This is a genomic window from Sulfuriferula sp. (genome assembly GCF_054605375.1).
This window is the reverse complement of record NZ_JBTSEG010000007.1, coordinates 76,132-98,309: the sequence shown is the minus strand read 5'-3', so window position 1 is coordinate 98,309 and position 22,178 is coordinate 76,132. Positions and strand designations below refer to the sequence as shown.

General features: G+C 58.4%; 27 protein-coding genes. 4 read left to right on the top strand and 23 right to left on the bottom strand.

Annotation, left to right across the window (positions count from 1 at the left end; translation table 11 throughout):
- Window positions 1-83: 83 nt before the first annotated feature.
- The 8 genes from ACYCZJ_RS06320 to ACYCZJ_RS06285 all read right to left on the bottom strand — a co-directional run bounded on the left by ACYCZJ_RS06320 (window position 84) and on the right by ACYCZJ_RS06285 (window position 7,223).
- The gene (locus tag ACYCZJ_RS06320) at window positions 84-1,034 is read right to left on the bottom strand and encodes an aspartate carbamoyltransferase catalytic subunit (protein WP_461553375.1); all 951 of its coding nucleotides are present in this window, start codon (window positions 1,032-1,034) and stop codon (window positions 84-86) included.
- A complete protein-coding gene (gene pyrR / locus ACYCZJ_RS06315) occupies window positions 1,031-1,531 on the bottom strand; it encodes a bifunctional pyr operon transcriptional regulator/uracil phosphoribosyltransferase PyrR (protein WP_461553397.1) in 501 nt (166 codons plus the stop codon). The genes ACYCZJ_RS06320 and pyrR overlap by 4 nt, the downstream gene beginning before the upstream one ends.
- Window positions 1,518-1,958 carry a Holliday junction resolvase RuvX gene (gene ruvX / locus ACYCZJ_RS06310; RefSeq protein ID WP_461553374.1) on the bottom strand — a complete coding sequence of 147 codons (441 nt, stop codon included), beginning with the start codon at window positions 1,956-1,958 and terminating at the stop codon, window positions 1,518-1,520. The genes pyrR and ruvX overlap by 14 nt, the downstream gene beginning before the upstream one ends.
- Complete coding sequence (locus ACYCZJ_RS06305) at window positions 1,958-2,518, bottom strand: YqgE/AlgH family protein (RefSeq protein WP_461553373.1); 561 nt, start codon at window positions 2,516-2,518, stop codon at window positions 1,958-1,960. Before ACYCZJ_RS06305 ends, ruvX begins: the two co-directional genes overlap by 1 nt.
- Window positions 2,519-2,763: 245 nt before the next feature.
- A complete protein-coding gene (locus tag ACYCZJ_RS06300) occupies window positions 2,764-3,771 on the bottom strand; it encodes a class 1 fructose-bisphosphatase (RefSeq protein WP_461553372.1) in 1,008 nt (335 codons plus the stop codon).
- A 58-nt stretch (window positions 3,772-3,829) separates the two neighbouring features.
- Complete coding sequence (locus ACYCZJ_RS06295; protein ID WP_461553371.1) at window positions 3,830-4,735, bottom strand: TonB family protein; 906 nt, start codon at window positions 4,733-4,735, stop codon at window positions 3,830-3,832.
- Between the two features lie 10 nt (window positions 4,736-4,745).
- Complete coding sequence (locus ACYCZJ_RS06290; protein ID WP_461553370.1) at window positions 4,746-6,653, bottom strand: ribonuclease catalytic domain-containing protein; 1,908 nt, start codon at window positions 6,651-6,653, stop codon at window positions 4,746-4,748.
- Between the two features lie 12 nt (window positions 6,654-6,665).
- Complete coding sequence (locus ACYCZJ_RS06285; protein ID WP_461553369.1) at window positions 6,666-7,223, bottom strand: YqiA/YcfP family alpha/beta fold hydrolase; 558 nt, start codon at window positions 7,221-7,223, stop codon at window positions 6,666-6,668.
- Between the two features lie 82 nt (window positions 7,224-7,305).
- Here ACYCZJ_RS06285 and ACYCZJ_RS06280 point away from each other — a divergent pair, with 82 nt between their 5' ends.
- Both ACYCZJ_RS06280 and cynS read left to right on the top strand, forming a co-directional pair.
- Window positions 7,306-8,586, top strand: a complete 1,281-nt coding sequence (locus ACYCZJ_RS06280; RefSeq protein WP_461553368.1) for a YhjD/YihY/BrkB family envelope integrity protein — start codon at window positions 7,306-7,308, stop codon at window positions 8,584-8,586.
- 43 nt (window positions 8,587-8,629) lie between these two features.
- Window positions 8,630-9,073, top strand: a complete 444-nt coding sequence (gene cynS / locus ACYCZJ_RS06275; protein WP_461553367.1) for a cyanase — start codon at window positions 8,630-8,632, stop codon at window positions 9,071-9,073.
- A 9-nt stretch (window positions 9,074-9,082) separates the two neighbouring features.
- Here cynS and ACYCZJ_RS06270 read toward each other — a convergent pair whose 3' ends face one another.
- From ACYCZJ_RS06270 to ACYCZJ_RS06240, 7 genes are all read right to left on the bottom strand, one after another.
- On the bottom strand, window positions 9,083-11,503 hold the full coding sequence (locus tag ACYCZJ_RS06270; protein ID WP_461553366.1) for a putative bifunctional diguanylate cyclase/phosphodiesterase: 2,421 nt from the start codon (window positions 11,501-11,503) through the stop codon (window positions 9,083-9,085).
- A gap of 3 nt (window positions 11,504-11,506) precedes the next feature.
- The gene (locus tag ACYCZJ_RS06265; RefSeq protein WP_461553365.1) at window positions 11,507-12,349 is read right to left on the bottom strand and encodes a phosphate/phosphite/phosphonate ABC transporter substrate-binding protein; all 843 of its coding nucleotides are present in this window, start codon (window positions 12,347-12,349) and stop codon (window positions 11,507-11,509) included.
- A gap of 121 nt (window positions 12,350-12,470) precedes the next feature.
- Window positions 12,471-13,814: a UDP-N-acetylmuramate:L-alanyl-gamma-D-glutamyl-meso-diaminopimelate ligase gene (gene mpl / locus ACYCZJ_RS06260; protein ID WP_461553364.1), complete on the bottom strand. Its 1,344-nt coding sequence runs from the start codon at window positions 13,812-13,814 to the stop codon at window positions 12,471-12,473.
- Between the two features lie 35 nt (window positions 13,815-13,849).
- Window positions 13,850-14,284, bottom strand: coding sequence for a hypothetical protein (locus ACYCZJ_RS06255; RefSeq protein WP_461553363.1), 435 nt, complete (start codon window positions 14,282-14,284; stop codon window positions 13,850-13,852).
- A gap of 97 nt (window positions 14,285-14,381) precedes the next feature.
- On the bottom strand, window positions 14,382-14,639 hold the full coding sequence (locus tag ACYCZJ_RS06250; RefSeq protein ID WP_461553362.1) for a YidB family protein: 258 nt from the start codon (window positions 14,637-14,639) through the stop codon (window positions 14,382-14,384).
- Window positions 14,636-14,785 carry a hypothetical protein gene (locus ACYCZJ_RS06245; protein ID WP_461553361.1) on the bottom strand — a complete coding sequence of 50 codons (150 nt, stop codon included), beginning with the start codon at window positions 14,783-14,785 and terminating at the stop codon, window positions 14,636-14,638. The genes ACYCZJ_RS06250 and ACYCZJ_RS06245 overlap by 4 nt, the downstream gene beginning before the upstream one ends.
- 80 nt (window positions 14,786-14,865) lie before the next feature.
- Window positions 14,866-15,738 (bottom strand): DMT family transporter, encoded by an 873-nt coding sequence (locus tag ACYCZJ_RS06240; RefSeq protein WP_461553360.1) that lies wholly within the window; start codon window positions 15,736-15,738, stop codon window positions 14,866-14,868.
- A gap of 85 nt (window positions 15,739-15,823) precedes the next feature.
- Between ACYCZJ_RS06240 and ACYCZJ_RS06235 the strand changes: the two genes are divergently transcribed.
- Entirely contained in the window at window positions 15,824-16,018 is a 195-nt protein-coding gene (locus tag ACYCZJ_RS06235; protein WP_461553359.1) for a hypothetical protein, read from the top strand.
- Between the two features lie 298 nt (window positions 16,019-16,316).
- Window positions 16,317-16,688, top strand: coding sequence for a hypothetical protein (locus tag ACYCZJ_RS06230; protein WP_461553358.1), 372 nt, complete (start codon window positions 16,317-16,319; stop codon window positions 16,686-16,688).
- A 38-nt stretch (window positions 16,689-16,726) separates the two neighbouring features.
- Here ACYCZJ_RS06230 and cysK read toward each other — a convergent pair whose 3' ends face one another.
- From cysK to ACYCZJ_RS06190, 8 genes are all read right to left on the bottom strand, one after another.
- Complete coding sequence (gene cysK / locus ACYCZJ_RS06225; protein WP_461553357.1) at window positions 16,727-18,214, bottom strand: cysteine synthase A; 1,488 nt, start codon at window positions 18,212-18,214, stop codon at window positions 16,727-16,729.
- A 111-nt stretch (window positions 18,215-18,325) separates the two neighbouring features.
- Complete coding sequence (locus tag ACYCZJ_RS06220; RefSeq protein ID WP_461553356.1) at window positions 18,326-18,889, bottom strand: chlorite dismutase family protein; 564 nt, start codon at window positions 18,887-18,889, stop codon at window positions 18,326-18,328.
- Window positions 18,890-19,035: 146 nt separating this feature from the next.
- A complete protein-coding gene (locus ACYCZJ_RS06215; RefSeq protein WP_461553355.1) occupies window positions 19,036-19,446 on the bottom strand; it encodes a hypothetical protein in 411 nt (136 codons plus the stop codon).
- 33 nt (window positions 19,447-19,479) lie between these two features.
- Window positions 19,480-19,824 carry a hypothetical protein gene (locus ACYCZJ_RS06210; RefSeq protein WP_461553354.1) on the bottom strand — a complete coding sequence of 115 codons (345 nt, stop codon included), beginning with the start codon at window positions 19,822-19,824 and terminating at the stop codon, window positions 19,480-19,482.
- A gap of 55 nt (window positions 19,825-19,879) precedes the next feature.
- On the bottom strand, window positions 19,880-20,278 hold the full coding sequence (locus tag ACYCZJ_RS06205; RefSeq protein WP_461553353.1) for a DUF6632 domain-containing protein: 399 nt from the start codon (window positions 20,276-20,278) through the stop codon (window positions 19,880-19,882).
- Window positions 20,279-20,357: 79 nt separating this feature from the next.
- Complete coding sequence (locus ACYCZJ_RS06200) at window positions 20,358-20,585, bottom strand: hypothetical protein (RefSeq protein WP_461553352.1); 228 nt, start codon at window positions 20,583-20,585, stop codon at window positions 20,358-20,360.
- A 102-nt stretch (window positions 20,586-20,687) separates the two neighbouring features.
- Window positions 20,688-21,521, bottom strand: a complete 834-nt coding sequence (locus tag ACYCZJ_RS06195) for a class I SAM-dependent methyltransferase (protein ID WP_461553351.1) — start codon at window positions 21,519-21,521, stop codon at window positions 20,688-20,690.
- Window positions 21,522-21,568: 47 nt separating this feature from the next.
- Window positions 21,569-22,042, bottom strand: a complete 474-nt coding sequence (locus tag ACYCZJ_RS06190; RefSeq protein ID WP_461553350.1) for a cupin domain-containing protein — start codon at window positions 22,040-22,042, stop codon at window positions 21,569-21,571.
- Between the last annotated feature and the right edge of the window lie 136 nt (window positions 22,043-22,178).

Sequence of the window (22,178 nt, the reverse complement as noted above, 5' to 3'; positions counted from 1 at the left end):
GTGCAATGCGCTGCGCTTATTGCACCCTACCAGGCGGCGCTCAACCAGCCCCCGGCGCAACGCTGAATTATTCAGGGACAATCTTAATTTCCCGCCAGGATGCTCATGACCGCCATGCGCACGGCGATGCCGTAGGTCACCTGCGGCAGGATGACCGATTGCTTGCCGTCGGCCACGGCCGAGTCGATTTCGACGCCGCGGTTCATCGGGCCGGGGTGCATGACGATGGCGTCGGGCCGGGCCAGTGTCAGCTTGTCCGGGGTCAGGCCGTAATATTTGAAGTATTCCTGCGCGCTGGGTAGGAGCGCGCCACGCATGCGCTCGTTTTGAAGGCGCAGCATGATGACCACGTCGACGTCTTTCAGCCCCTTCGCCATTTCGTGGTAGACGTGCACGCCCAGCTGCTCGACGCCGGTGGGCAGCAGCGTCTTGGGGGCGATGACGCGCACTTCGGGCACGCCCAGCGTGGTCAGCGCGTGGATTTGCGAGCGCGCCACGCGCGAGTGCAGTACGTCACCGACGATGGCGACGCGCAGGTTGTGAAATTCGCCCTTGTATTTGCGGATGGTGAACATGTCCAGCAAGCCCTGGGTAGGGTGGGCGTGGCGGCCATCGCCGGCATTGACGACATGGATGTGCGGCGCCACGTGGCGCGCAATCATGTGCGCGGCGCCGCTCTGGGCGTGGCGTACCACGAACATGTCGGCCTGCATGGCGGCGAGGTTGTCCACGGTGTCGAGCAGGGTTTCGCCCTTGCTCTGGCTGGAGGCGTTGATGTTGAGATTGATGACGTCGGCGGACAGGCGCTTGGCGGCGATCTCGAAGGTGGTGCGGGTGCGCGTCGAGGGTTCGAAAAACAGGTTGAAAATCGCCTTGCCGCGCAGCAGCGGCACCTTTTTGACCTCCTGCTCGCTGACTGCGATGAAGCCCTCGGCGGTGTCCAGGATGTGGGTAAGAATGGCGCGCGGCAGGCCGTCTATGGTGAGCAGATGCTTGAGCGCGCCGCCCTGGTTGAGTTGCGGGTTCAGGGTCATTTGAGATCAACCAGTTTGAGCTTGAGACGGCCCGCGTCGTCGCGGACAAGGTGGATATGCTGGTGTGGCGGGACGCTTGCCGTGGCGCCGACAAAATCCGCCATGATCGGCAGTTCGCGGTCGCCCACCCGATCCACTAGCACGGCCAGGCGGATGCGCGCCGGGCGGCCGTAGTCGAACAGCGCGTTCATGGCGGCGCGCACCGAGCGGCCGGTGTAGAGCACGTCGTCCACCAGCAGGATGTCGCGGCCTTCCACCTCGAACGGCAGGCGTGTCGGTTTGACCTGGGCGTGCAGGCCGATGCGGTCGAAGTCGTCGCGGTAAAAGGAGATGTCGAGGTCGCCATGCGGCATGTCCGGGTCAAGCAGCGCGTGCATTTGCTGTGCTGCCCACACGCCGCCGGTGTACATGCCGACCAGCACGGTGTTGGGCGTCAGGGTGGGTTTGATCGCTGCCGCCAGTTGAGCGACGAGCGTTTCTGCGTCAGGCAAGGTAATGATGGGCATGGTCGGGTTCGTCGAAATAATGTTGCAGGATGTGCTGGGCGGCGACCTGATCCAGCATGGTCTTTTGCTGGCGGCCATGAATACCGGATTCGTTCAGTGTGGAGCTGGCCGCAGCGGAACTGTAACTTTCGTCCACCAGCGCCACGTTCAAGCCGAAGCGTCCCTTGAGGCGCTGGGCGAAGCGCAGGCAGGTGGGGGCAAATTCGTGGGCGCTATCGTCGCCGCGGTGCGGAATGCCGACCACGGCCAGTGCCGGCTGCCATTCATCGATGAGTTTGCCGATGCGGGCGAAACGGGCGTCGGTGGTTTCAATGGCGATGGTCTCCAGCGGGTGGGCCAACTTGAGTTCCAGCGTACCGACGGCCACACCGATGCGCTTCAGGCCGAAGTCGAAGCCCAGCACGCTGCCCGAGCCCATCAGGCGTGGCCCGCGTCGTCCGACAGCATGGCAAAGTCGATGCCGAGAATTTTCATCGCGGCATTCAGGCGATCTTCCACCGGCAAGTCGAAAATCACCTGCGGATCGGCCTTGACCGACAGCCAGGCGTTTTGCCCAAGTTCGTCTTCCAGCTGCCCTGGCGACCAGCCAGAATAACCGAGCGACACCATCAGCTTGGCCGGGCCGTGGCCGCGACCGACGGCTTCGAGAATATCCTTGGAGGTGGTCAGCCCAAGGCGCTCGTTTACCGCCATGGTCGATTGCCACTCCCCCGCAGGCTGGTGCAGCACAAAGCCGCGTTCGGTCTGTACCGGGCCACCGTAGTAGACAGCTTGCCCCGCCAGATCGGTGCGTTCCAGCTCGATGCCGATCTGGTCGAACAAGGCCGCCATATCCAGATCGGTAGGCCGGTTCACGATCACACCGAGCGCCCCTTCTTCGTTGTGCTCGCAGATATAGGTCAGGGTTCTGGAAAAATTGGGATCAGCCATGTTGGGCATGGCGATCAGGAAATGGTCAGTGAGGTTAACGGTTTGCATGTGGCATCAATTGTAACGGCCTAACGTATCAATCACAATTTAGCCTGATAAATACTTTTCAAAATAGCATGCCCGAATTTGACACCGCGCTGGTCTGGCTGCGCAGTGACCTGCGTTTGGACGACCATGCTGCCGCGCGGGCACTGACTCTTGCCCTATACAAGGCGGCCGGAAAAAACTGAATGCCCAAATAAAAAAGGGCGCAGCCTGCGCTGCGCCCTTGATGTTTATTGCTGACCTGGAACTTAAGCTTCCTGGTGATAAGAAACCACTTTTTCCACTTCATTTTTCGAGCCGAGGATGACTGGCACGCGCTGGTGCAAACCTTCCGGTTGCAGCTCCAGAATCCGCTCGCGGCCGGTGCTGGACGCACCGCCGGCCTGCTCGACGATGAAGCTCATGGGGTTGGCCTCATACAGCAGGCGCAGTTTGCCGGCCTTGGCGGGGTCTTTGGTGTCCTTGGGGTACATGAAAATGCCGCCGCGTACCAGGATGCGATGCACTTCGGCCACCATGGAAGCGACCCAGCGCATGTTGAAGTCGCGCGCACGCGGCCCGGTCTTGCCTTCCAGGCATTCCTGCACGTAGCGCTTGACCGGGGCTTCCCAGAAGCGCTGGTTGGAGGCGTTGATGGCGAATTCCCTGGTGTCGGCAGGAATTTTCATGTTGGGATTGGTGAGAATGAACTCGCCGATGTCGCGGTCCAGCGTAAAGCCGTTGACGCCGTGGCCGGTGGTCAGCACCAGCATGGTGGAGGAGCCGTACAGCGCGTAACCGGCGGCAACCTGCCTGGTGCCCGGCTGCAGGAACGACTCGGCGGTCGGCGCATCGCCTTCGCCGGGGCAGCGCAGAATGGAGAAAATAGTGCCCACGGAAATGTTCACATCAACGTTGGACGAGCCGTCCAGCGGATCGAACACCAGCAGGTATTTGCCGCGCGGATACTGGCCGGGAATCTGGTAGACGTCGTCCATCTCCTCGGAGGCCATGGCGGCCAGGTGTCCTGCCCACTCGTTGGACTGGATGAAGATTTCGTTGGTGATGACGTCCAGCTTTTTCTGGGTTTCGCCCTGCACGTTTTCCGAATCGAGGCTGCCCATCACGCCGATCAGCGCGCCTTTGTTGACGGCGTTGGAGATGACCTTGCAAGCGGTGACAACGTCGTTCAGCAACGAAGTGAAATCACCCGTTGCGCCTTTGATCTGGCGTTGTTCTTCGATAATGAATTGGGTGATAGTTGTGCCGATATGCATGGCCAAGGCCTTTCCAGAATATTCAAAAGTACTAATTGTATCAGATTGATGGCCAGGCTCAGTCGCTGCTGCTATTGAGTTTGTCACCAGGCAGGAAATTCCAGGTGCGCGTGATGCTCAGGATATCAACCTGATTGCGCATGGCTTCCGGGAAGGGTGAAAAGGGCGCTGCGCGCCGAACAATGGCGACTGCGGCGGCATCCAGGATTTTGGAGCCGGAGCTGCGCGAGACCTCGATGCCATCAAGGCTGCCGTTCGATTTGATCGACACGGTGAGCTGCAGCTTGCCGTAGAGTTTTCGTAAACGTGCCGCCTCCGGGTAATACTGGTTGCCTATGCGTTCCACCTTGATGCGCCAGTCCTCGATATAACGCGCAAACACGTAGCTTTGCGTGCGTGCGCCGACAAACATGCGTTTCGGGCGCTTTTGATAAGCGCTGTATTCACGCGAGATCTGTGCTTCCAGCTTCGCCATTTCCTGATTGCGCGCGACCACGGTGGAGGGGGTGGGGTCTGCCTCAACCGGCTTGGTTTCAGTCGGCACCGGTTCATTTTGCATACTGGGCAGGCTTTGATCGGCCTTGAGCTGGGTCATGATCTGGCGCGCTTGCGCTTCCAGCTGCTTGACGCGTTGTTCCGCCTGCTCTGCGCCGGATTCGTGTTGATCCATTGCTGAAGAGGGCAACGGGCTCTTGGCGCGGAGGTCGAGATCAGTATTGCCGCCGCCATCCAGATTGGCTTGCGCGAGGGCGTCAGCCTTAAGCGGCTTGTGGGCGGACTTGCTATTGACCAGCACGACTTCCAGCGGTGGACTGCGGAAATTGTCAGTGCGTACCGGCGGCAGCATGAAGCTGAAGCCGAGCAGGAACAGGTGGATGCCCAGAGACGCCAGCAGCGCTATGCCGAGCAGCGGTGTAATGCCGAGGCGGGAAGCGATGGAAGGCAAACGGGAGGGTGCGTTCATGGCCGGTATTCTAGCCCGATTGAGCCGCTGGCTCCGTTGTGGCAGGCACAATATCGAGCCTGTGCTGAAAACTGCACAGCAACTCCACGTCGAACAGGTCTACGCCCTCCACTTTCAGGCTGACGCGGCTGCCCGGCGGCAATTCCGGCAACGAGTGCACGCGTGTCACAAACGGGATGCCATCCAGACGCACCAGGTTCTCCTTGATGACCCCCGCGTTGATTTCAGCAATGCCTTCCTGCACCAGCCAGCGCAGACACCAGTAGCGCTCCATGTTGCGCTGGAAGTCGTTGTAGGCGTCGTAAGCCACTTCGAAATCGCGCATTGCGGTATACAAAACTTCGGATTTCGCCGCATAGGGCGGTTCCACGCCTTGCGCCAGCGCCATGATCTGGCGCTGGTTGAGCAGATCCACATAACGCCGCAGCGGAGAGCTCGCCCAGGTGTATTGCGCCACGCCCAGCCCGACGTGCGGCGCGGGCTTGGTGCTCATTTTTACCTTGCCGTTCTGCTGGGTGCGGTATAGCGCCATGGTGTCGGTTTCCGCCAGCCAGCGCCCCCATTCCGAATTCACATAAATCATCAGTTCGGACACCACGCGGTCGATCGGATTGCCGCGTAGCCGGTCAGTGATGCTGACGTGATCGTTTTCCACCTTGAAATTGTAATCGGCGCGCTGCGTCATGTTGGGGTCGGGGGTTTTGCCGCGCGCGGCCTCCAGCGCGCCGGAAAAATGCCAGAGCATGTCGAGTTCGGTCTTGAACGGGTAATCGATGCTGTCGTCGGCGATGCTGCCGGTATGGAAATGCGGTTCCAGCGTCTCATGGCGCAGGTTGGCGGCGATGTGGACTTGCTCCAGGCGGGTTTCCTGGTTCAGTACTTTCCATTCGCCGTCGCTCACTTCCACATACATGGACAGCGCCGGGCAGGTGTGGGTCTCGCCCAGGGTGTAGTGGTGAATGGCGCTATCCGGCAGCATGGTGATCTTGGCGCCGGGGTAATACACCGTGGACAGGCGGCGCGCGGCGATTTCGTCGAGCGCCGAGGCCGGCACGATGCCCAGCGCGGGCACGGCGATATGGATGCCGACGCGCCAGTTGCCGTTGTCCAGACGCGTGACTGAAAAGGCATCGTCAATCTCGGTGGTGGCCGCGTCGTCCATGCTGAATGCCTGCACCCCCGCATCCGGCAACTGTGGCGGGTCGGGCAGTTCGTGGGCGTCGCCGAAACCGGTGCCGCGCGGGAAGTGCTCGCGCAGGAACGTACCCAGGTGGTAATCGTGGCTGGAAGGAATCGCGCCGCAGCGATCCAGCAGTTTGACCGGAGTCAGGCTGGTCGCCTTGCAGGCTTCGTCCAGGGCTTTCCATTCCAGCTGATTTTTGTCCGGCGCGTAGAGCAGCATGTCGAGATGCGCGGCGAATTCTTCCGGCAGCTGATACGCGCTTAGTTGCGTAACATAACGTGCCAGCGATTCCGCCTCGCGCTGCTTGCGTTCCACGCCGGCCTTGGCGGCAGCCAGCGCTTCAGGCGGCGCGGATTTGTAGCGGCCGTGCCCCTTTTTGTAGAAATACATCGGCGCTTCGTGCAAACGCATCAGAATGCCTGCCGCTTCTGCAGGCGCGGGTTCGTGGCCGAAGTATTCGCGTGCCAGATCGGTAAAGCCGAATTCCTCGCTGCCCGCAACTTCCCACAGAAAATCCGTGTCGGCCTCATCGCGCACGACGTGCGCGGCGTCCATGAATTCAGCCGGCGCCGGTGCGTTAAAGCGCATCATTACCGTGCCGGCTTTCACCTTGACGCGCTTGCCGTGCTGGGTATCCAGCTGCAAGGAGGAATCGTTGTCGGTAATGATGGTGCCGGCCTTGAAGCTGCCGCTTTCTTCGTAAAGTAGATACATATTGAGTAACGCGAGGGGCATGCACCCCTGCGTTCAGAACTCCAGAATGGTTTCGATATATTGAGGGAAGCTTTGGAATCCGTGATCGCCGCCTGGCACGACAATCTGTCGGCTGGCGGCGTAATAATTCACCGCCTCACGATAATCCAGCACTTCGTCGCCGGTTTCCACCAGCAGCAACAGGTTTTGCGGGCGCAACGGCGCGGGCTTGTCGAGTGCGGCAAGCTCATCCAGATGTTGCCGGGTAAACAGGTATTCCTCGCCGGTGTGGTAATTTTTTTGCGGGCCCAGCACGCTTTTGAGCCCGTCTTGTACATGCACTGCCGGGTTGATCAATGCCGCCTTGACGTCAAACCGGTCCGCCAGCCAGGTGGCATAGAAGCCACCCAGCGAGCTGCCAATCAGTTTTACCTGCGCGCGCGGCAATGCCGAGATCAGATCGGACAACAACGCGATGGCCGCCGCCGGACGATGTGGCAGGTCCGGGCAGATGAATTCCGCACCGCGGCCGCGGGCGTCAAGCCAGGCAGCCAGTTCGCGTGCCTTGCCCGAGCCGGCCGAGCTGTTGAAACCGTGGACATAAATGATCATTGCGGAAAAGAAATAGCAAATTTAATCACGCATTATAAGGCAGTGCTGGCCGACGCCGTTAAAAGCAGGTTAAATTGCACCGATGAAATGCTTCCCACTCTCCGCACCGGCCCGCGATCGCCTTGACTGGCTGAGCCAGATTGGCTATGTATCGGTGCAGCTGTTTTTGCGCAACGAGCTGGCGAACCATGCGGCGGCGATTTCGTTTTATTTTTTGTTGTCCATTGTTCCCATTGTGCTGCTGCTGTTGTATGCGGCCAATCTGCTTACCCAGTTGCCGCAACTGGCGGCGAATATGCCGCTCCTGTTTGTGGCGCTGTGGGATCAACTCAATCTGGGCGCGCTCAAGGCGCTGGGTGCATTGCCGGAACAAACCCGCGCGGTGGCCAGCGGCGCCAGTCTGCTCACCCTGGTGATGGCTTCGCGTGGCCTGCTGAACGCTTTGCAAAGCGCGTTCCGGGTGATTTTTTCCGGCGGCAAGCGCAGTTTCTGGCGCACCTGGCTGGTGTCGCTGCTGGCCATGCCGCTGGCGTTCGGACTGATAGTGCTGGCCATGGCGGGGCAGTACCTGCTGGGGTATTTCTCCCGCATGGAATTGCTCGGCGCGCATCTGGTAAACAACCTCAATCTGGCCAGTAGCGCGGTGACTTTTCTGATGTTGTGGTTGCTGATATTTACAGCATTCTGGCGTATGCCTATTCCGCGTCCGCCGCGCAAAACAGCCGCATGGGTAAGCCTGCTGTGCGTGCTCAGCATACTCGCGCTTAAAGCCGGATTTGGTTATTTCGTGCGCCTTGATAATTATCAGGCGATCTATGGCACTTTGGGCACGGTGGTCTTTTCGTTAATTTGGGTATACATCGTAGCGGTGATTTTTCTGGCATGGGCGCAGACGTTATATGCGGTTGGCAGGCTGGATGTATTGGGCCTGGAAAAACTGTTTCTGACCAAGAGCGGCAAGCAGACCACGCTGGCCGATCGCATTCTGTTCGGGCGCTCGCAACGTCTGCTGAATAAATACGGACATGCATTCAGCGCCGGGGCAGTCATTATCCGCGAGGGCGAAACCTCGCAACTCACGTATTTTTTGAAATCAGGCCAGGTTGCGCTATACAAGGACGTACAGGACCAGCAAATCAAGTTCACCAGCTTGCAGGCCGGTGAAATTTTCGGTGAAATGGCCTACCTGCTGGGGGAGCCGCGTACTGCGACAGTCATCGCCGAGACCGACGTGTATCTGGTTGCATTTCCGCCACACATACTGGAGGAACTGATGGCGACCAGCCCGGCACTGGCGCGCGAGATTATTGGCGCGCTTGCACAACGCCTGAAACGGATGAGTCAGGTGCAGGTTAAGGAGTAAATATTTTATGTAGTGTCAGATGTTCTTTATGAGGGGAGAAACCATGAAACGCACTGAAGTAACCGAACTGATCCTTGCCGCCAAACTGAAAAAAGGCTTGAAATGGGCGGACATCGCCAAAAAAATCGACCTGAGCAAGGAATGGACAACCGCCGCGCTATTGGGGCAGATGACACTGGATAAAAAACAGGCAACCACCATCGGCAAGTTGCTTGGCTTGCCGCCTGAAGCCGTGGCAGCGCTGCAAGTTGTGCCTTACAAAGGTTCGTTGCCCACCGCCGTCCCCACTGACCCCCTGATTTATCGGTTTTACGAGTTGATCAATGTTTATGGCGCCAGCATTAAAGAGTTAATCCACGAAGAGTTTGGCGATGGCATCATGAGCGCAATTGATTTCAGCATGGATATCCAGCGCGAGGCCGACCCCAAGGGTGACCGCGTCAAGATTGTGCTGAACGGAAAGTTTTTGCCGTATAAAACTTACTGAGTTGCACTGTCAAGCCTGCCTTTCCGCGAGTGAGTAACCTTGCAGGGCAGGATGATCGGCAATCGGCCGATCCAGAAAATAACCTTGCACGAGATCAACTCCGAAGCGATGCAGCAGTTCGAGAGTAGCCTCATCCTCGACGAACTCGGCTACCGTGATTTTGCCCATCCCTCTTGCCACGTCGGCAATGGATTTAACAAATAACTGATTGTCGTGATCATTGGGCAAATCGCGTATGAACAGGCCGTCGATTTTCAGCGTATCCACCTTGAGATATTTGAGGTAGGCAAAAGACGAGAAGCCGGTGCCGAAGTCGTCCAGGCAGGTCGCACAGCCGGTCTGGTGCAACGCCTCGATGAAGCGTCCAGCGTCATGCAGATCGCCAATCGCCGAGGTTTCGGTAATCTCGATCAGCAAGCGTTTTGGGTCGACATCATGCTGGATGAGGGTGTCCTTGATATAATCCGGCAATGACGGGTCTGCCAAAGAACGGCCGGACAAATTGATGGCCAGCGCGTGCAGCCTGGGGTGGCGGGCCAGGGTGGTGATTGCCTCGCTAATAACCCAGCGATCCAGTTCCAGTATCTTGCCGGATTTTTCGGCGACGGGAATGAATAAAGCGGGCATGATCATTTCGCCGGGTTTCTCCTCGTCGATCATGCGTATCAGCGCTTCAAGATGGGACAGGCTGCGGTCTGCAGTGCGATACACGCCCTGAAAATGCAGCTGGAACAGGTTGTGCTCGAAAGCATGCGACAGCCGGTCGTTCCAGGCAAGGCGGGCCACCATTTGCTTGCCCATGTCCAGTTCCGGGCGATATACCTGCCAGGTATTTTTGCCACACGCCTTGGCCTGATACATGGCGGTATCGGCATGCGCAATAAGTTCCTCAATCGTGGTGCCGTGCTGAGGATAAAGCGCGATTCCCAGGCTGATCGTGACGCGCAATGGCTGGTCTTCAAAAATGAGCGGGAGCCGGGCAATAGACTGTACGACGCGCTCAGCCAGGTCTTCAGTCTGCTTCAGATCGGTAATTTGCGGAATCAGCAGCGCGAATTCGTCGCCACCCAGGCGCGCAAGAATTTCGTTTCGCCGGATCAGGGTAGAAAGCTCCGTGGCAATACGGATCAATGTAGCGTCACCTGCATGGTGTCCGAAAGTGTCGTTGATGTATTTGAATTCGTCCAGGTCGAAGAACAGTAATGCCCCCGGCTTGCCTGAGCGTTCTGCTTCAGCGAGCAAAATTTCCATTTCTTCACGCAGGCGGTGGCGATTGAACAGCCCGGTGAGCGAGTCACGTTCGGCAAGATAGATTAACTGTTGTGCGGTTTGCTGCTCCTGGGTTACGTCCTCAAATATCCACAAATGGCCGATAAAATTTTTGGTGGCGTCATATACCGGGTGGCTGAGACGAGTGACCAGGTGCCCGTCCGACAAACGGATTTCTGCGGCAGGATACTCTTCATGGGGATTGACCGGGGGCGTCATCAACCCGATGAGCTGGCTCGGCTCAGCCAGTGTGCCGTCAGTCTGGGTGATGGCATCGACCGGATGCTTGCCATGTAAGGACGAGTTCGTTGGCAGCCTCCAGATATGCAGGAATGCCGGGTTGTAATAGAGAATGCGATTATCCGTGTCGGCAAACAGGATGCCCAGTTTCATGGCGTGCAGCAAAGCGACCAGTCGTGCCTGTTCTTCATGCAGCTGGCTGGTACTGGTCGTCAGCGCGCCAATCTGTCCTGCGATGGCATCCGCCATGAAATTGAAGGCATGGGTAAGCGTACCGACTTCGTCGTCGCTCTGCACAGGCAGGCGGATTTCCAGCTGCCCTTGCGCAAATGCTTCAGCGGCGCGCGTCAGGCTGGCCAGATGGCGGGTCAGCCAATATCCCAGAATCATGATCAGCAATGTCGACAGCAGGATTTCCACGCCTGCAATGACCGCGCTTTGCCGCACAAGATGCGCGCGCGCTTCCGTCAGAAATAACGTCGAGACACCATAGTGGAGCGTGCCGTATTGCTGCCCCGCGAGGATAATTTTCGTGGTTGTGTTGAACTGGTCGGGGTGGGTGTCGTTAAATCTGGTGGATAGGGTGGCGACGGGCAGTGTTCTCCCCTTGTTCCAGCCAGCCGATGCCACAATCAATCCCCCCCGGTCGACCAGTACTGCGTAGACAACACCCTCCTGGTGTACGCTTTCGGCCAGAATTTCATGCAGGGTCGCATAATCCCGCTGGGCCAGGGGGGCGGCGAGTGCTGCATTGAACAGGGTATTGAGCTCCGTATAGCGTACTTGTGCCTGCTCGATCAGGCTGTCCTGGCTCAGGCGTACGCTGTTCACGACGAGCAGTGTCAGCATCGCGACTTCCACGATTAGCAGGAGCAGCACCAGCTTGGAGCGTAATGACAGGTGGTGCGGTAATTTCAGCAAGGCTTATTGTCCCAGATTTTTCTGGAGATACCGGGTATAGGGATCCAGTGATTTCATTTCCTCCGGAGTTATTTCACGCATACCCTGGTAACCGGTCACCTGGAAAAACTGACTGCCTTCGGGAGAGTCCGGGGAAAAAGCGAGCAGAATTGATTTGAGGCGAGGCGCTTCACGTGCCAAGCGCGGGTTTGCCAGCCACATGAGCCCGGGTATGGGTGGCAGATTGGCGTAAATCTGGAGGCCTTCGCGAATATTTTCCGGCATTTGCCTCCAGCCGGCGGGCGCGATGATGGCCAGCGTACTTTCGCCACTCAGCACCGAATAGGCTGAGCTGTTATGGCTGGGTGTTTCCAGCAGGCGGAAATCAGCCCCCTCACGCAACCCCCGTTCTTCCAGCCAGGCCAGCGCTTGAGCGGTAATCAGCGCATAGCGATCCAGGGTGGCAACAGCATGACCACGCAGATCGCGAATGGATTCGAGCGGCGCCACCCGGGAGGTCATCAGCATGGCCCGGTTGGTGGATTTGTAGGTTGCCAGTGGAATATAGCCGCGTTCGGTTTCGGCGAGCCGGCCCAAATGGGCAGCCGTTACCACGATGTCGTAGTCACCGGCCAGGGTGCTCTTGTGAAAAGCCGCGAAATCCGTGGCGGTGACCATCTCCACCGGCCGATTCAGCGCATGTTCCAGATACACGCGAAACGGTTGATAGTTATTCAGCAGGACGCGCGGACTCAGCGTGGGCAGCACACCTACGATCAGCGTGTTTCCCTGTGCTGCGCCCAGTATGGGCCATACCATTAGCGCGCAGATCAGTAGCCGGCGCCTGGCAGATAAAAATTTTCCCATGCCATCTCTCCTCGGTGCATACAGCTTTATATTGGCTTTTTTCAGGGCGCTCCGTTCAATGCTATAGCGGTTTTCTGATACCAAACTTGAAATCCGGGCAATGGATGTTTTTGAGGAAGCCTTAACGTGTGGCCAGGCGTTCCAGCAGCTTGCCGTGTATGCCACCAAAACCGCCATTGCTCATGATCAGAACCTGATCGCCAGCACGGGCTTCACTGGCGACTGCGGCTACCAGGGTGTCGAGATTGTCATGTACCTGAGCGATATCGCCCATGGAGGTAAATACCGCTTTGGCATCCCAACCCAAGTTACCAGCATAGCAGAACACCTTGTCCGCATCCTTCAGGCTGGCGGGCAAGGCGTCTTTCATCGCGCCCAGCTTCATGGTGTTGGAGCGCGGTTCCAGTACAGCGAGAATGCGCGCCGCGCCCACCTTGCGGCGCAGGCCGCCCACCGTGGTGGCGATGGCGGTGGGGTGGTGAGCAAAGTCGTCATACACGGTGATGCCGTTGACGGTGCCGCGGATTTCCATGCGGCGTTTGACGTTTTCGAAGCGCCCCAGCGCCTCGCACGCGACTTGTGTGGAAACCCCGGCGTGGCGGGCGGCGGCAATGGCGGCCAGGGCATTGTGTACGTTATGCGCGCCCATCAGTCCCCATTCCACCCGGCCTTGCGGCTTGCCGTTGAATTGCACGTCGAAGCCGGCCTCGCCGCCGCTGGCGGTCCAGCCGTCCGCCACGCCCAGCCATTCCACCGGGGTCCAGCAGCCGCGTGCAATGACGCGTCGCAGGCTGTCTTCGCTGCCATTGGCGATGATCCGTCCCTGTCCCGGTACGGTGCGCACCAGGTGGTGGAACTGGGTCTCGATGGCGGGCAGGTCGGGAAAGATGTCGGCGTGATCGAATTCCAGGTTGTTGAGGATCGCAGTGCGCGGGCGATAGTGGACGAATTTGGAGCGCTTGTCGAAAAATGCGGTGTCGTATTCGTCCGCCTCAATCACGAAAAATGGCGATTCGGTCAGACGTGCAGAGATGCCGAAATTCTGCGGGATGCCGCCTACCAGAAAGCCCGGCGTCAGACCGGCATCTTCCAGTATCCACGCCAGCATGGAGGTGGTGGTGGTTTTGCCGTGGGTACCCGCGACGGCCAGCACCCATTTGCCGTGCAGCACGTTTTCCGCCAGCCATTGCGGGCCGGAAATGTATGGCAGCCCGCGATCGAGTATCGCTTCCATCAAGGGGTTGCCGCGCGTGACCACATTGCCGATGACGAATACGTCGGGTTTGAGATCGAGCTGGGCGGGGTCGAATCCTTCAATCAGTTCTATGCCCAGTGCGCGCAACTGGTCGGACATGGGCGGATAGACGTTGCTGTCGCAGCCGGTAACAGTGTGCCCGGCGGCGCGGGCAATGGCGGCAATGCCGCCCATGAAGGTGCCGCAGATACCCAGAATGTGCAGATGCATGGAATCGCTATCGTAAAATTGGTTCGGTTAAAAGTTCAGCTGAGCCCTGCGCCGTCGCTAATCGTGCCTTTACCTAAATCCACGAGGATATTGCGTCCCGGCATCAGCGTGGCGACCGCCAGCAGGAAGATTTCGACGAACTCATTACGTTCATCCTCAGGCAGCTTGGTGACTCGGTTGAAGGTGCCGAACATGGAATCGTGAAACGCGGCAATGTAGAGAATGCGGCGCTTGTTTTCGGCCACGTCGTCGGGATCGGCGCTTTCCGTTACTTGTGTGATGACCACTTCACCCAGCTTTTCGCGGATCGACTGGAACAGATGATGGATATATTCGGCCGCGCTCTGGCGGCCTTTATCGTCTTGCAGGGTAAGGTCCGCGCTGACCATTTCGCCGGAGCGGGTTTTCAGGGTAACGCGTTTTTCCTGCGGCGGGACGGGTGGTGCATTGGGATTGATGATGAGGCTCATTGCTGTCCTTTTTCGTGCAATTGTGCATGATAGCCTGTTCAGCGGGCATAAAAAAAGCCACAATCAGCTTGCGGCCATTAATTGTACTACCCAAATTTCAACTGAACAGCTTGCCTTTGAGTAAAGCCGCGCCTTGTTGCATTAAATCCCCGGACGGCACTTCGCCATTGGGGGTGAGCTTGTCGACCACGCCGGGCAATAATTGCGCCAGTCCCGCTGAAAGTGCATCGGTCGAGATGTCGGCTTGCGCGGCGAGTTCCTGAATCTTGTCACTGCCCAGCGCTTGTTGAATGGCGTCGCCTGAAACCGGCTGGTTTTCACCAGTGCCCACCCAGGACGATACGGCATTGCTCAAGCCGCCCTGTGAAAGCAACCCGGCCAGCCACCGGACTGCGGGTTGTTGATCAGCTGCATTACAATTCCCATCAGGCCGCTTTGGCCTTCTGCTTCGCCACCCATTTGACTTTTGACCATATTCAGTGCTTCATCAAACAGTTCCATGGCGTACCCCCTGTTTATGATTGTGTGAAGACTTCACTGCAGCGTATTTTAAAAGCAGCACGATTGGAATTTTGCTGCGCTCATCGGGCCATGCGAACAAACAGGCGCCATTGATGTGCGCCCAATCCGAGCAGGATCAGGGCGGTACCGAGCCATACATCCAGACTGGGGCGTTCGCCATTGAGCGCCTGTCCCAGCAGCAATGCGCTTACCGGCGTGATCAGGGTAATCAGCGCGACCTGTCCGGCTTGCAGGTGTTTGGTGACGTAAAAATACAGGCTAAAGCCCGCCACCGAGCCGAAAATTCCCAGATACAGCGTGGACAGCCCGGTGCGCAAACTCCATTGGGGTACGTGACCAAACAGCATCAGCCACAACGGTAACAACAGCCCCACCACCAGGGTCAGCGCACCGGTCGTCAGAGCCAATACAGGTACCGTGGCACCGGTGCGTTTGACCCATACCAGACTGGTGGCCTGAATGGCGACTGCAACAAGAATGGCCGCAATGGCGGGCATAGCCTGCGCGCTTATTTTTGCACCAGCGCTAAAAATGACGATCAGCCCGGCCAGACCCAGCGCAATCCCTGCCAGCTTGGCTGGGGTCAGGCGTTCTGCGTCACTCATCCACACACCGATCAGGCCGGTAAACAGCGGAATCAGGCCAAACAGCACGGCAATCAGGCCGGATGGCACATAGCGCGCACCCCAGTACACCAGCAACATGGCACCGAAAATACCGGAGCCGGCAGCCACGTAGGCGTTGATTGCGGCACGCGTGAGCACCATTTTGACGCGTAATCCGCGCATCAGCATCAGACATACCACCAGACCGATGAGCATGCGTACCAATAACGGAAATATGAAGTCGGCCCCCGTCCCGCTCCATTGAATCGCCAGCGGGGTGGTAGACCAGATCAGGATTACGCCCAGATAGGCGGCAGGGATAGACATGGTATTAATCGGGCGTAAATATTGCTTGTAATTTGGGTGCCAGGCAGCATATCAGGCATGAGCAGTTTCACTACGGAGGTGCATCATGATTGTATTCGACATCGAATCCGGACGCATTGACTCCCCCAGTTTTAATCATCTTTCCACCGTGCCGGCGCAGTCCGGGACTGACGGAATGCGGCACGATATGACTTTTGCCGTACCCCGCTTGATGACGCTGGAAGAAGCGATGTGGATAGAGTCGCTGCATACCGGCGCCAGTACCCGGGCGGGAATGTAAAACTTATCGACGGTCGTATTGTGCCGATTTCGGTGAGCTCATCTCGTCATTATTGACGATACGATTGATTAACCCCGCTTTAGTAGGCCAAGCGGGTGGCTTGAGCTGTTGAAAATAGCATTGTTTATGCTATCCACACCCCGTACTTCAAAGCGTTACGGGGGTATTTCTGCCCGCGGAATCTTGCCCGATATCACATGGATGTTATTTTCGCGAGATATTTATTCCCGCCCGCCTTCCTTGAGAAGGACCGGGACGGGCACGTGCGCGCCACCCGGTTTCCGATTAATATTTACGCATGGAATTCTTTGCCACGACAATTATTCCCGCTTCGGCTGCTGATCTGCAGCGCCGGCTGACGATCAGCGAATTGCCGCACTGGTGTGCGTCTATCGAAGAGGTGCTGAGCGACGCGAAGTCGAGCGGTGAAATCTATTGCGTGTGGGGGACGTTCCATACGCACCGCGAGGATTTGAGTCATGGCGTGCGCTTTTCATTGCCTGGCTGTCCCAATGCCCTGCAATGGACCGTGACCACAGGACATCTACCTAACCCGCAGCATACCGTTATTCATCTCACCATCAACCGTACCGGACAGGATCAGGACTTCATCGACTCAATCCAGCAGTTCGTGGATGACTGGAAGACCGGGCTGGAGGCGCATTGGTAATCAGGCGAGGGTCACTCGAGGAGCGAATCGGTGCCGGTTCAACGTGGGTGCAACCACTTGGGCAGAAGTTCATAGGGGTCGGTCTTGACTGACGGGTCGATGGTGCCCCCGTGTTTTTGCAGGCGAGTGTGCAGCTGGCCTGACTTCAGGCTGTTGAACGCGTCGGTGCAGCCGCCTTCGAAGTCTCCGCCGATGAAGATCTGAGGCAAGGTGAAAGATCCGGTCCGCCGCTTGAGAACCTCGAATATCTTGATGCCGCGGTCGCCTTGCTGGTAGGCGACCGAATCGAGATCGACCGAGGTGTAGGCGATGCCGTACTCCGAGAACACCTTGCGGACCGCGTTGCAGAACTCGCACCACTCGTAGGCGAACATGACGACAGGCCGGCCCGGGTCGCGCAACATGGCATCGACCTCGCTGGTGGCCGCTTCGTCCAGGGCATCCGCCGCTTCCACTGACGCCGGTGTGGCTGCCGGGGTGACATCGAATCGAAATCCCGGCGTCGACCTCGACAGTTCAATCTCCTCCTCGGTCATCTCGACGGCAATGTCGTCGAACAGCGGTGTGGAAAGGTAGCGCTCGCCGGTATCGGGCAGCATGCACAGGATGTTGGCGCCCTGCGGCGCGGCCTGGGCGACCCGCAGCGCACCCGAAAACGTGGCGCCCGCCGAGATGCCGACGAAGATGCCTTCCTGCCGCGCCAGCTCCCTGGCACAGCGCAGCGCGTCCTGGCCGTCGATCAACACAAAGCCGTCAATGCGGCTGGCCGCAGTGACCTGTTCCACGAGCCGGGGGATGAAGTCCGGGGACCATCCCTGCATCAGGTGCGGCCGCGATCGGGGATGGCTCGCGCGGTGGGATCCGTCGTCGTGCCTCGCCTGCGCAATGCCGCTGGCCAGCATGGCCGAATTGTCCGGCTCGCAGACGATGATCTGCGTATGCGGACTTTTCTCCTTCAGCACCCGCGACACGCCGTTCAGCGTGCCGCCGGTGCCGAAGCCGGTGACCCAGTAGTCGAGCGAGATATCGGCGAAATCCTCGAGGATCTCCACGGCGGTGGTTCGGGCGTGGGTCTCCGCGTTGGCGGGGTTCTCGAACTGGCGCGGCTGCCACCAGCCATGCGCCCTGGCCAACTCCTCGGCCTTCGCCACCATCCCCGAGCCCTTCTGGGCGGCCGGCGTCAGAACGACCCTGGCGCCGAGAAATCGCATCAGCTTGCGCCGCTCCACGCTGAAGTTCTCGGCCATGGTGACGACCAGGGGATAGCCCTTCTGGGCGCAGACCATGGCCAGGCCGATGCCGGTATTGCCACTCGTGGCCTCGACGATCGTCTGTCCGGGCTTGAGTTCTCCGCGCCGTTCGGCGTCCTCGATCACCCCCAGGGCCAGCCGGTCCTTTACCGACCCCATCGGATTGAAGGACTCCACCTTGACGTAGAGGTTGACGCCCTTGGGACCCAACTTGTTGATGCGAATCACCGGCGTGTTGCCGATGGTGTCCAGAATGCTGTCGAATCGCTTGCCCATGGCCGTTCTCCTCTGTTTCCTTTGCCTGGCCACCGATTCTTGTCGGCGGCGGCGTCCACGATATGCGGTCAGCATCCTGAATCTGAGGCCGCGCCCGCGCGCGCCCAACGATCAGGCATCCTCACGCACGAGCCGGATGTCAACTTCTCGCTCAACATACTTCCACTCCTCTATTGCGCGCAGCTCGGTAAGCAGTTTGTTGAACGCCGCCTCTTGAGCTGGCTCGTACTCGAACCAGGTGAGAAAATCGAATGGCTCATGCTCCGAGAGATCCCGGCAGTGGTGAAGTCTTCGCGCCAACGTAGGAAAATACTGAAGCCCGATTTTGGTGTGGTGAGACTGGTCTTTAAAAATACTCAGGCGTTCGTCTTGCGTAAGCGCCCACCAGGCTTCGTTCTTTCGAATGGCGATCAGCGCCCCGTACGTCGCCTCGGGGCGCCCGAGACCCAGCAGCTTGGCCACGATCTGGCTCCTTTCCTCGCGAACGGTATATCTCTCATTACTGGTTATGCCACGAAAAACCCAGGCCGCATGTGAATCGGATGGAATTTCTGAGCCAGTAGCGATTGCCAGCCTTCTCGCAGCAGGCAATGGTTCCCCAGCAAGCACTTTCATACCGGCGACACGCCAGAGTCCTGTGTTGCCACCAATGAACGAAAACAATCGCGTTGACATGGTAATTTTCCTTGATAAAGCTTACTTTCAAGTTGGGCTTCGCCCACTTGCGCCCCGTGCGCGGATTGCCCACATTTACTACCTGTTCCGTGACGGGTCATCAGCGTTACTCGCGGCAGTTTTGGCGGAATATGCGATGCAACTTCTTATGAAAACCAGCGTAAAAAAGCTGCCGCCGTCAGGGCGACAGCACCCAGCGCGGCAAGGCTCCTGAAGGTGCGCATCACGCTCCCACGATCCCATCCCTTACCGCGACTGAGGTAGAAGGCGGCCAGCAGAAATCCGCTGATGGCCGCAGTAACTTTGACTGCAAGTGCGGCTATGGCAACGCTGCTTAAATCCGGTGTTTCGCCGTAGTAGTAAAGGCTGGTGAGGCCGAACAATCCCCCGCTGAGAATTTGTGCGCCCCAGGCGATGAGAATCAACCATGCGTATGTCCGAGCATATTCCAGGCGGGGTACGGGCCACAAAGCGAATATCGCGCCGCCCACGATCACGGTGGCACCGAAGTTATGCAACACTTGGATCAGGGCGTAGGCAAGGTTTTCTGAACCCATGATTTATTTCACCGTGGCTTATTACGCCGTGGCCTATTCCACTGTGACCTGGATGCACTGTCCAATGCCAATCGGCACGTGATTCTTGTTCACGATCTTGACACAGAGGCTGTGCTTGCCGGCCGCCGGGGTTTCCAGCGGGTAGCTGCCCTTGAGTTTGCGCAGTATCGCCACTTCCTTGTTATCGACATAGAGATGGGCGTGATCCCCGCGCGGGCCGGGATCCACTTCATAGGCCACCCGGATCTCGTTCATCGCGTCCAGGGTTGCGCCGTCTGCTGGCGACGTGATCTGTACCTTGCCCTCCCCAAGTGCGGTCAAGGGAATGGCCAGAAGCAGCCCGAGTACAAGGTCGGCAGGAAAATGTTTTCTGTTCATGGGGATCTCCTTTTCGGGGGTGAAAAAACACGTTCACGAACAACTCCACTTCTGTTTATAGCAAGTCGCTGCGTACAGAGGTCTGACGTGGGGTCAGCACTGCCAGGACAGCCGCGACGGCAAGCAAAGCTGCAACGTCGCCAAAGAGATGCCCCATGTGCATGGGATTAACGATAGATTGAACACCCATGATCCCGCCGTGCACGATACTCGACCAGATCGTAAACCAGATTAGGCTTCTGTGCGCCATCGGATCACGCGAGGCAATCATCAGGAACACGCCGAGCGTGGCATAAATGCCGAGGATCATCTCCAGATATTCCGATCGCCCACCTTCATGCCACGCCCAGCCGGACGGCCAGACGATGCCAAGCGGCCAGATGCCGAATGTGAAGGTCAGCCCCACGAGTAGCAGAGCGATGCGCAAATATTTGATGCGATCAGTTTCAGTCATGTTGTTCTCCTTTAGGTTAGCCACTTGATTTCTATATTTGCCGGCAACACACCGCGATGCGCCACCGAGGTCGCCTTGTTTACATACCTACGAGCTGTGCGGTATAGCCTGCTGCCCGTGCCTTCTCCAACAAGACCGCCGTGTTGGTTTTTTCCGTGTCATAGGTGATCAAAAGAAGATGCTCCTTGCCTTCGTTAAACCCTGGCGAAACGACTCCCTCGACCTTTCTCATTTCATTTTCGAGAGACGAGCGCGCTTCTTTGCTCAGGGACTCATTGATGTGAATCATGACATCGCTAATGTTCATGTTGTAGCTCCTTCATATAATGACGCGTGGATGCGCCTGTTTACTTGTTCAAGTGAAAGACATAACGCCGCATGCGATGATGTTCATGGCCATATCCACTAACTACTTACGCTTGATAACCACCTCAAGGTATTCGCCCGGGGCCACTAGCGTGCCATCGGTCGCGCGATTGAAGCGTTCTGCCAGGGCAATTAGGTCGGCGGCGAGCGCTTCCTGTTTCTCGGCGTCGAGCGCCCCGAACGCCTTGTGCACCGGGCCGTAGAAGGTGCGAAAGACTTCCAGCCAATGAGCCGCGCTGTGGTAGCGGAACACGAAGTCCCTGCGCTCGATCGCAATCGAGTCGAGCCGCGCGCCGAACAGCTCGCACAGCCGCGCTTCGGTGCCCCAGAGCGCGGGCGACTTCACGCCGGCCGCCGGGGGCAGGTACTTGCCTATCAGCTTGAAGATCTCGCCGACAAAACTGGTCGGCGTCCAGTTTGCGAGGCCGATCCGGCCGCCGGGTTTGCAGGCGCGCGCCATTTCCGCCGCGGCCTTATCCTGGTCGGGCGTGAACATTACGCCGAAGGTGGACATCACCACATCGAAGCTGTGGTCGGGGTACGGCAGATTCTCGGCGTCCGCCGGCTCGAACTGCACCGGCAGGCCTTCGGCGCTAGCCCGGGCACGGCCGCGCTCAAGCAGCGTCGAGACGTAATCGGTCGATACGACATCACACCAACGGCGCGCGGCGGCAAGTGTCGCATTGCCGTTGCCGGCGGCGACGTCGAGCACGCGCTCGCCGGCATGCAGATCGAGCGCCTCGCAAAGCGATTCGCCGACGATCTGCAGCGTGGTGCCGACGACGGCGTAGTCACCAGCCGACCAGGCCAGGTGCTGCTTGTTCTTTACGGCCGCAAGGTCAATGGCGGGGATGGAAGTGGAAATGACTGCTGACATGGCGTTCTCCTATATTGTGTTAGGACTGCTAATCGGACTTTAATGATTCATTTCTTCCGCGGATCGTCCGCCGGATTGACGTACGTGATGCCCCACGGCCCGACGCCATGCAACTGGACGACGGTTTCTTCCTTGGTCCAGGCGAAATGGTTGGTCTTGGGCTGCATGATGGCGACGGCGCCGGGCGGCAATGCATGGGTTTTGGAAGTGTCCAGCTTGTCGCCAGTGCCCATGTTGAACGTGCCCGAGATGACTGTGACATGCTCGATCGCTGGATGCCAATGTGCCGGCAATTTATAGTTCGCGGGGAACTTCAGTCGCACAGTGAAGGGAGCGGGTTCGTTCATCGGGCCTTCGATGACGGCGATCATTGCCCCGGGCGGTATCGAGGGTACCTCGGCCCACTTGAGATCGCCTGGCGTTACCATCACATGAGTCGCGGGATCCGCGTCGGCTATCCCTGCGCCTAGAACCCCAAACGCAAGTGCCAACGACAGTGCTAGAAGCTTCAGAGTACTCATGGCTATCTCTCCTTAATGATGTGGATTAGGACTTGTCTGGGTGTGGCAACGCGGTCCAATTGCGCATCGTCGGCCTTGGTTCTGGCATTGCCGAACGACGTGCCTATTTCACTTCATGGGAGACGGCATGGGGTAC

Bases quoted from the DNA above. Each gene is read 5' to 3' on its own strand.
- ACYCZJ_RS06320 (WP_461553375.1), bottom strand. From the start codon at position 1,034: ATGACCCTGAACCCGCAACTCAACCAGGGCGGCGCGCTCAAGCATCTG.
- ruvX (WP_461553374.1), bottom strand. From the start codon at position 1,958: ATGGGCTCGGGCAGCGTGCTGGGCTTCGACTTCGGCCTGAAGCGCATC.
- ACYCZJ_RS06305 (WP_461553373.1), bottom strand. From the start codon at position 2,518: ATGCAAACCGTTAACCTCACTGACCATTTCCTGATCGCCATGCCCAAC.
- ACYCZJ_RS06300 (WP_461553372.1), bottom strand. From the start codon at position 3,771: ATGCATATCGGCACAACTATCACCCAATTCATTATCGAAGAACAACGC.
- ACYCZJ_RS06295 (WP_461553371.1), bottom strand. From the start codon at position 4,735: ATGAACGCACCCTCCCGTTTGCCTTCCATCGCTTCCCGCCTCGGCATT.
- ACYCZJ_RS06290 (WP_461553370.1), bottom strand. From the start codon at position 6,653: ATGCCCCTCGCGTTACTCAATATGTATCTACTTTACGAAGAAAGCGGC.
- ACYCZJ_RS06285 (WP_461553369.1), bottom strand. From the start codon at position 7,223: ATGATCATTTATGTCCACGGTTTCAACAGCTCGGCCGGCTCGGGCAAG.
- ACYCZJ_RS06280 (WP_461553368.1), top strand. From the start codon at position 7,306: ATGAAATGCTTCCCACTCTCCGCACCGGCCCGCGATCGCCTTGACTGG.
- cynS (WP_461553367.1), top strand. From the start codon at position 8,630: ATGAAACGCACTGAAGTAACCGAACTGATCCTTGCCGCCAAACTGAAA.
- ACYCZJ_RS06265 (WP_461553365.1), bottom strand. From the start codon at position 12,349: ATGGGAAAATTTTTATCTGCCAGGCGCCGGCTACTGATCTGCGCGCTA.
- mpl (WP_461553364.1), bottom strand. From the start codon at position 13,814: ATGCATCTGCACATTCTGGGTATCTGCGGCACCTTCATGGGCGGCATT.
- ACYCZJ_RS06255 (WP_461553363.1), bottom strand. From the start codon at position 14,284: ATGAGCCTCATCATCAATCCCAATGCACCACCCGTCCCGCCGCAGGAA.
- ACYCZJ_RS06245 (WP_461553361.1), bottom strand. From the start codon at position 14,785: ATGGAACTGTTTGATGAAGCACTGAATATGGTCAAAAGTCAAATGGGT.
- ACYCZJ_RS06240 (WP_461553360.1), bottom strand. From the start codon at position 15,738: ATGTCTATCCCTGCCGCCTATCTGGGCGTAATCCTGATCTGGTCTACC.
- ACYCZJ_RS06235 (WP_461553359.1), top strand. From the start codon at position 15,824: ATGATTGTATTCGACATCGAATCCGGACGCATTGACTCCCCCAGTTTT.
- ACYCZJ_RS06230 (WP_461553358.1), top strand. From the start codon at position 16,317: ATGGAATTCTTTGCCACGACAATTATTCCCGCTTCGGCTGCTGATCTG.
- cysK (WP_461553357.1), bottom strand. From the start codon at position 18,214: ATGGGCAAGCGATTCGACAGCATTCTGGACACCATCGGCAACACGCCG.
- ACYCZJ_RS06220 (WP_461553356.1), bottom strand. From the start codon at position 18,889: ATGTCAACGCGATTGTTTTCGTTCATTGGTGGCAACACAGGACTCTGG.
- ACYCZJ_RS06215 (WP_461553355.1), bottom strand. From the start codon at position 19,446: ATGGGTTCAGAAAACCTTGCCTACGCCCTGATCCAAGTGTTGCATAAC.
- ACYCZJ_RS06210 (WP_461553354.1), bottom strand. From the start codon at position 19,824: ATGAACAGAAAACATTTTCCTGCCGACCTTGTACTCGGGCTGCTTCTG.
- ACYCZJ_RS06205 (WP_461553353.1), bottom strand. From the start codon at position 20,278: ATGACTGAAACTGATCGCATCAAATATTTGCGCATCGCTCTGCTACTC.
- ACYCZJ_RS06200 (WP_461553352.1), bottom strand. From the start codon at position 20,585: ATGAACATTAGCGATGTCATGATTCACATCAATGAGTCCCTGAGCAAA.
- ACYCZJ_RS06195 (WP_461553351.1), bottom strand. From the start codon at position 21,521: ATGTCAGCAGTCATTTCCACTTCCATCCCCGCCATTGACCTTGCGGCC.
- ACYCZJ_RS06190 (WP_461553350.1), bottom strand. From the start codon at position 22,042: ATGAGTACTCTGAAGCTTCTAGCACTGTCGTTGGCACTTGCGTTTGGG.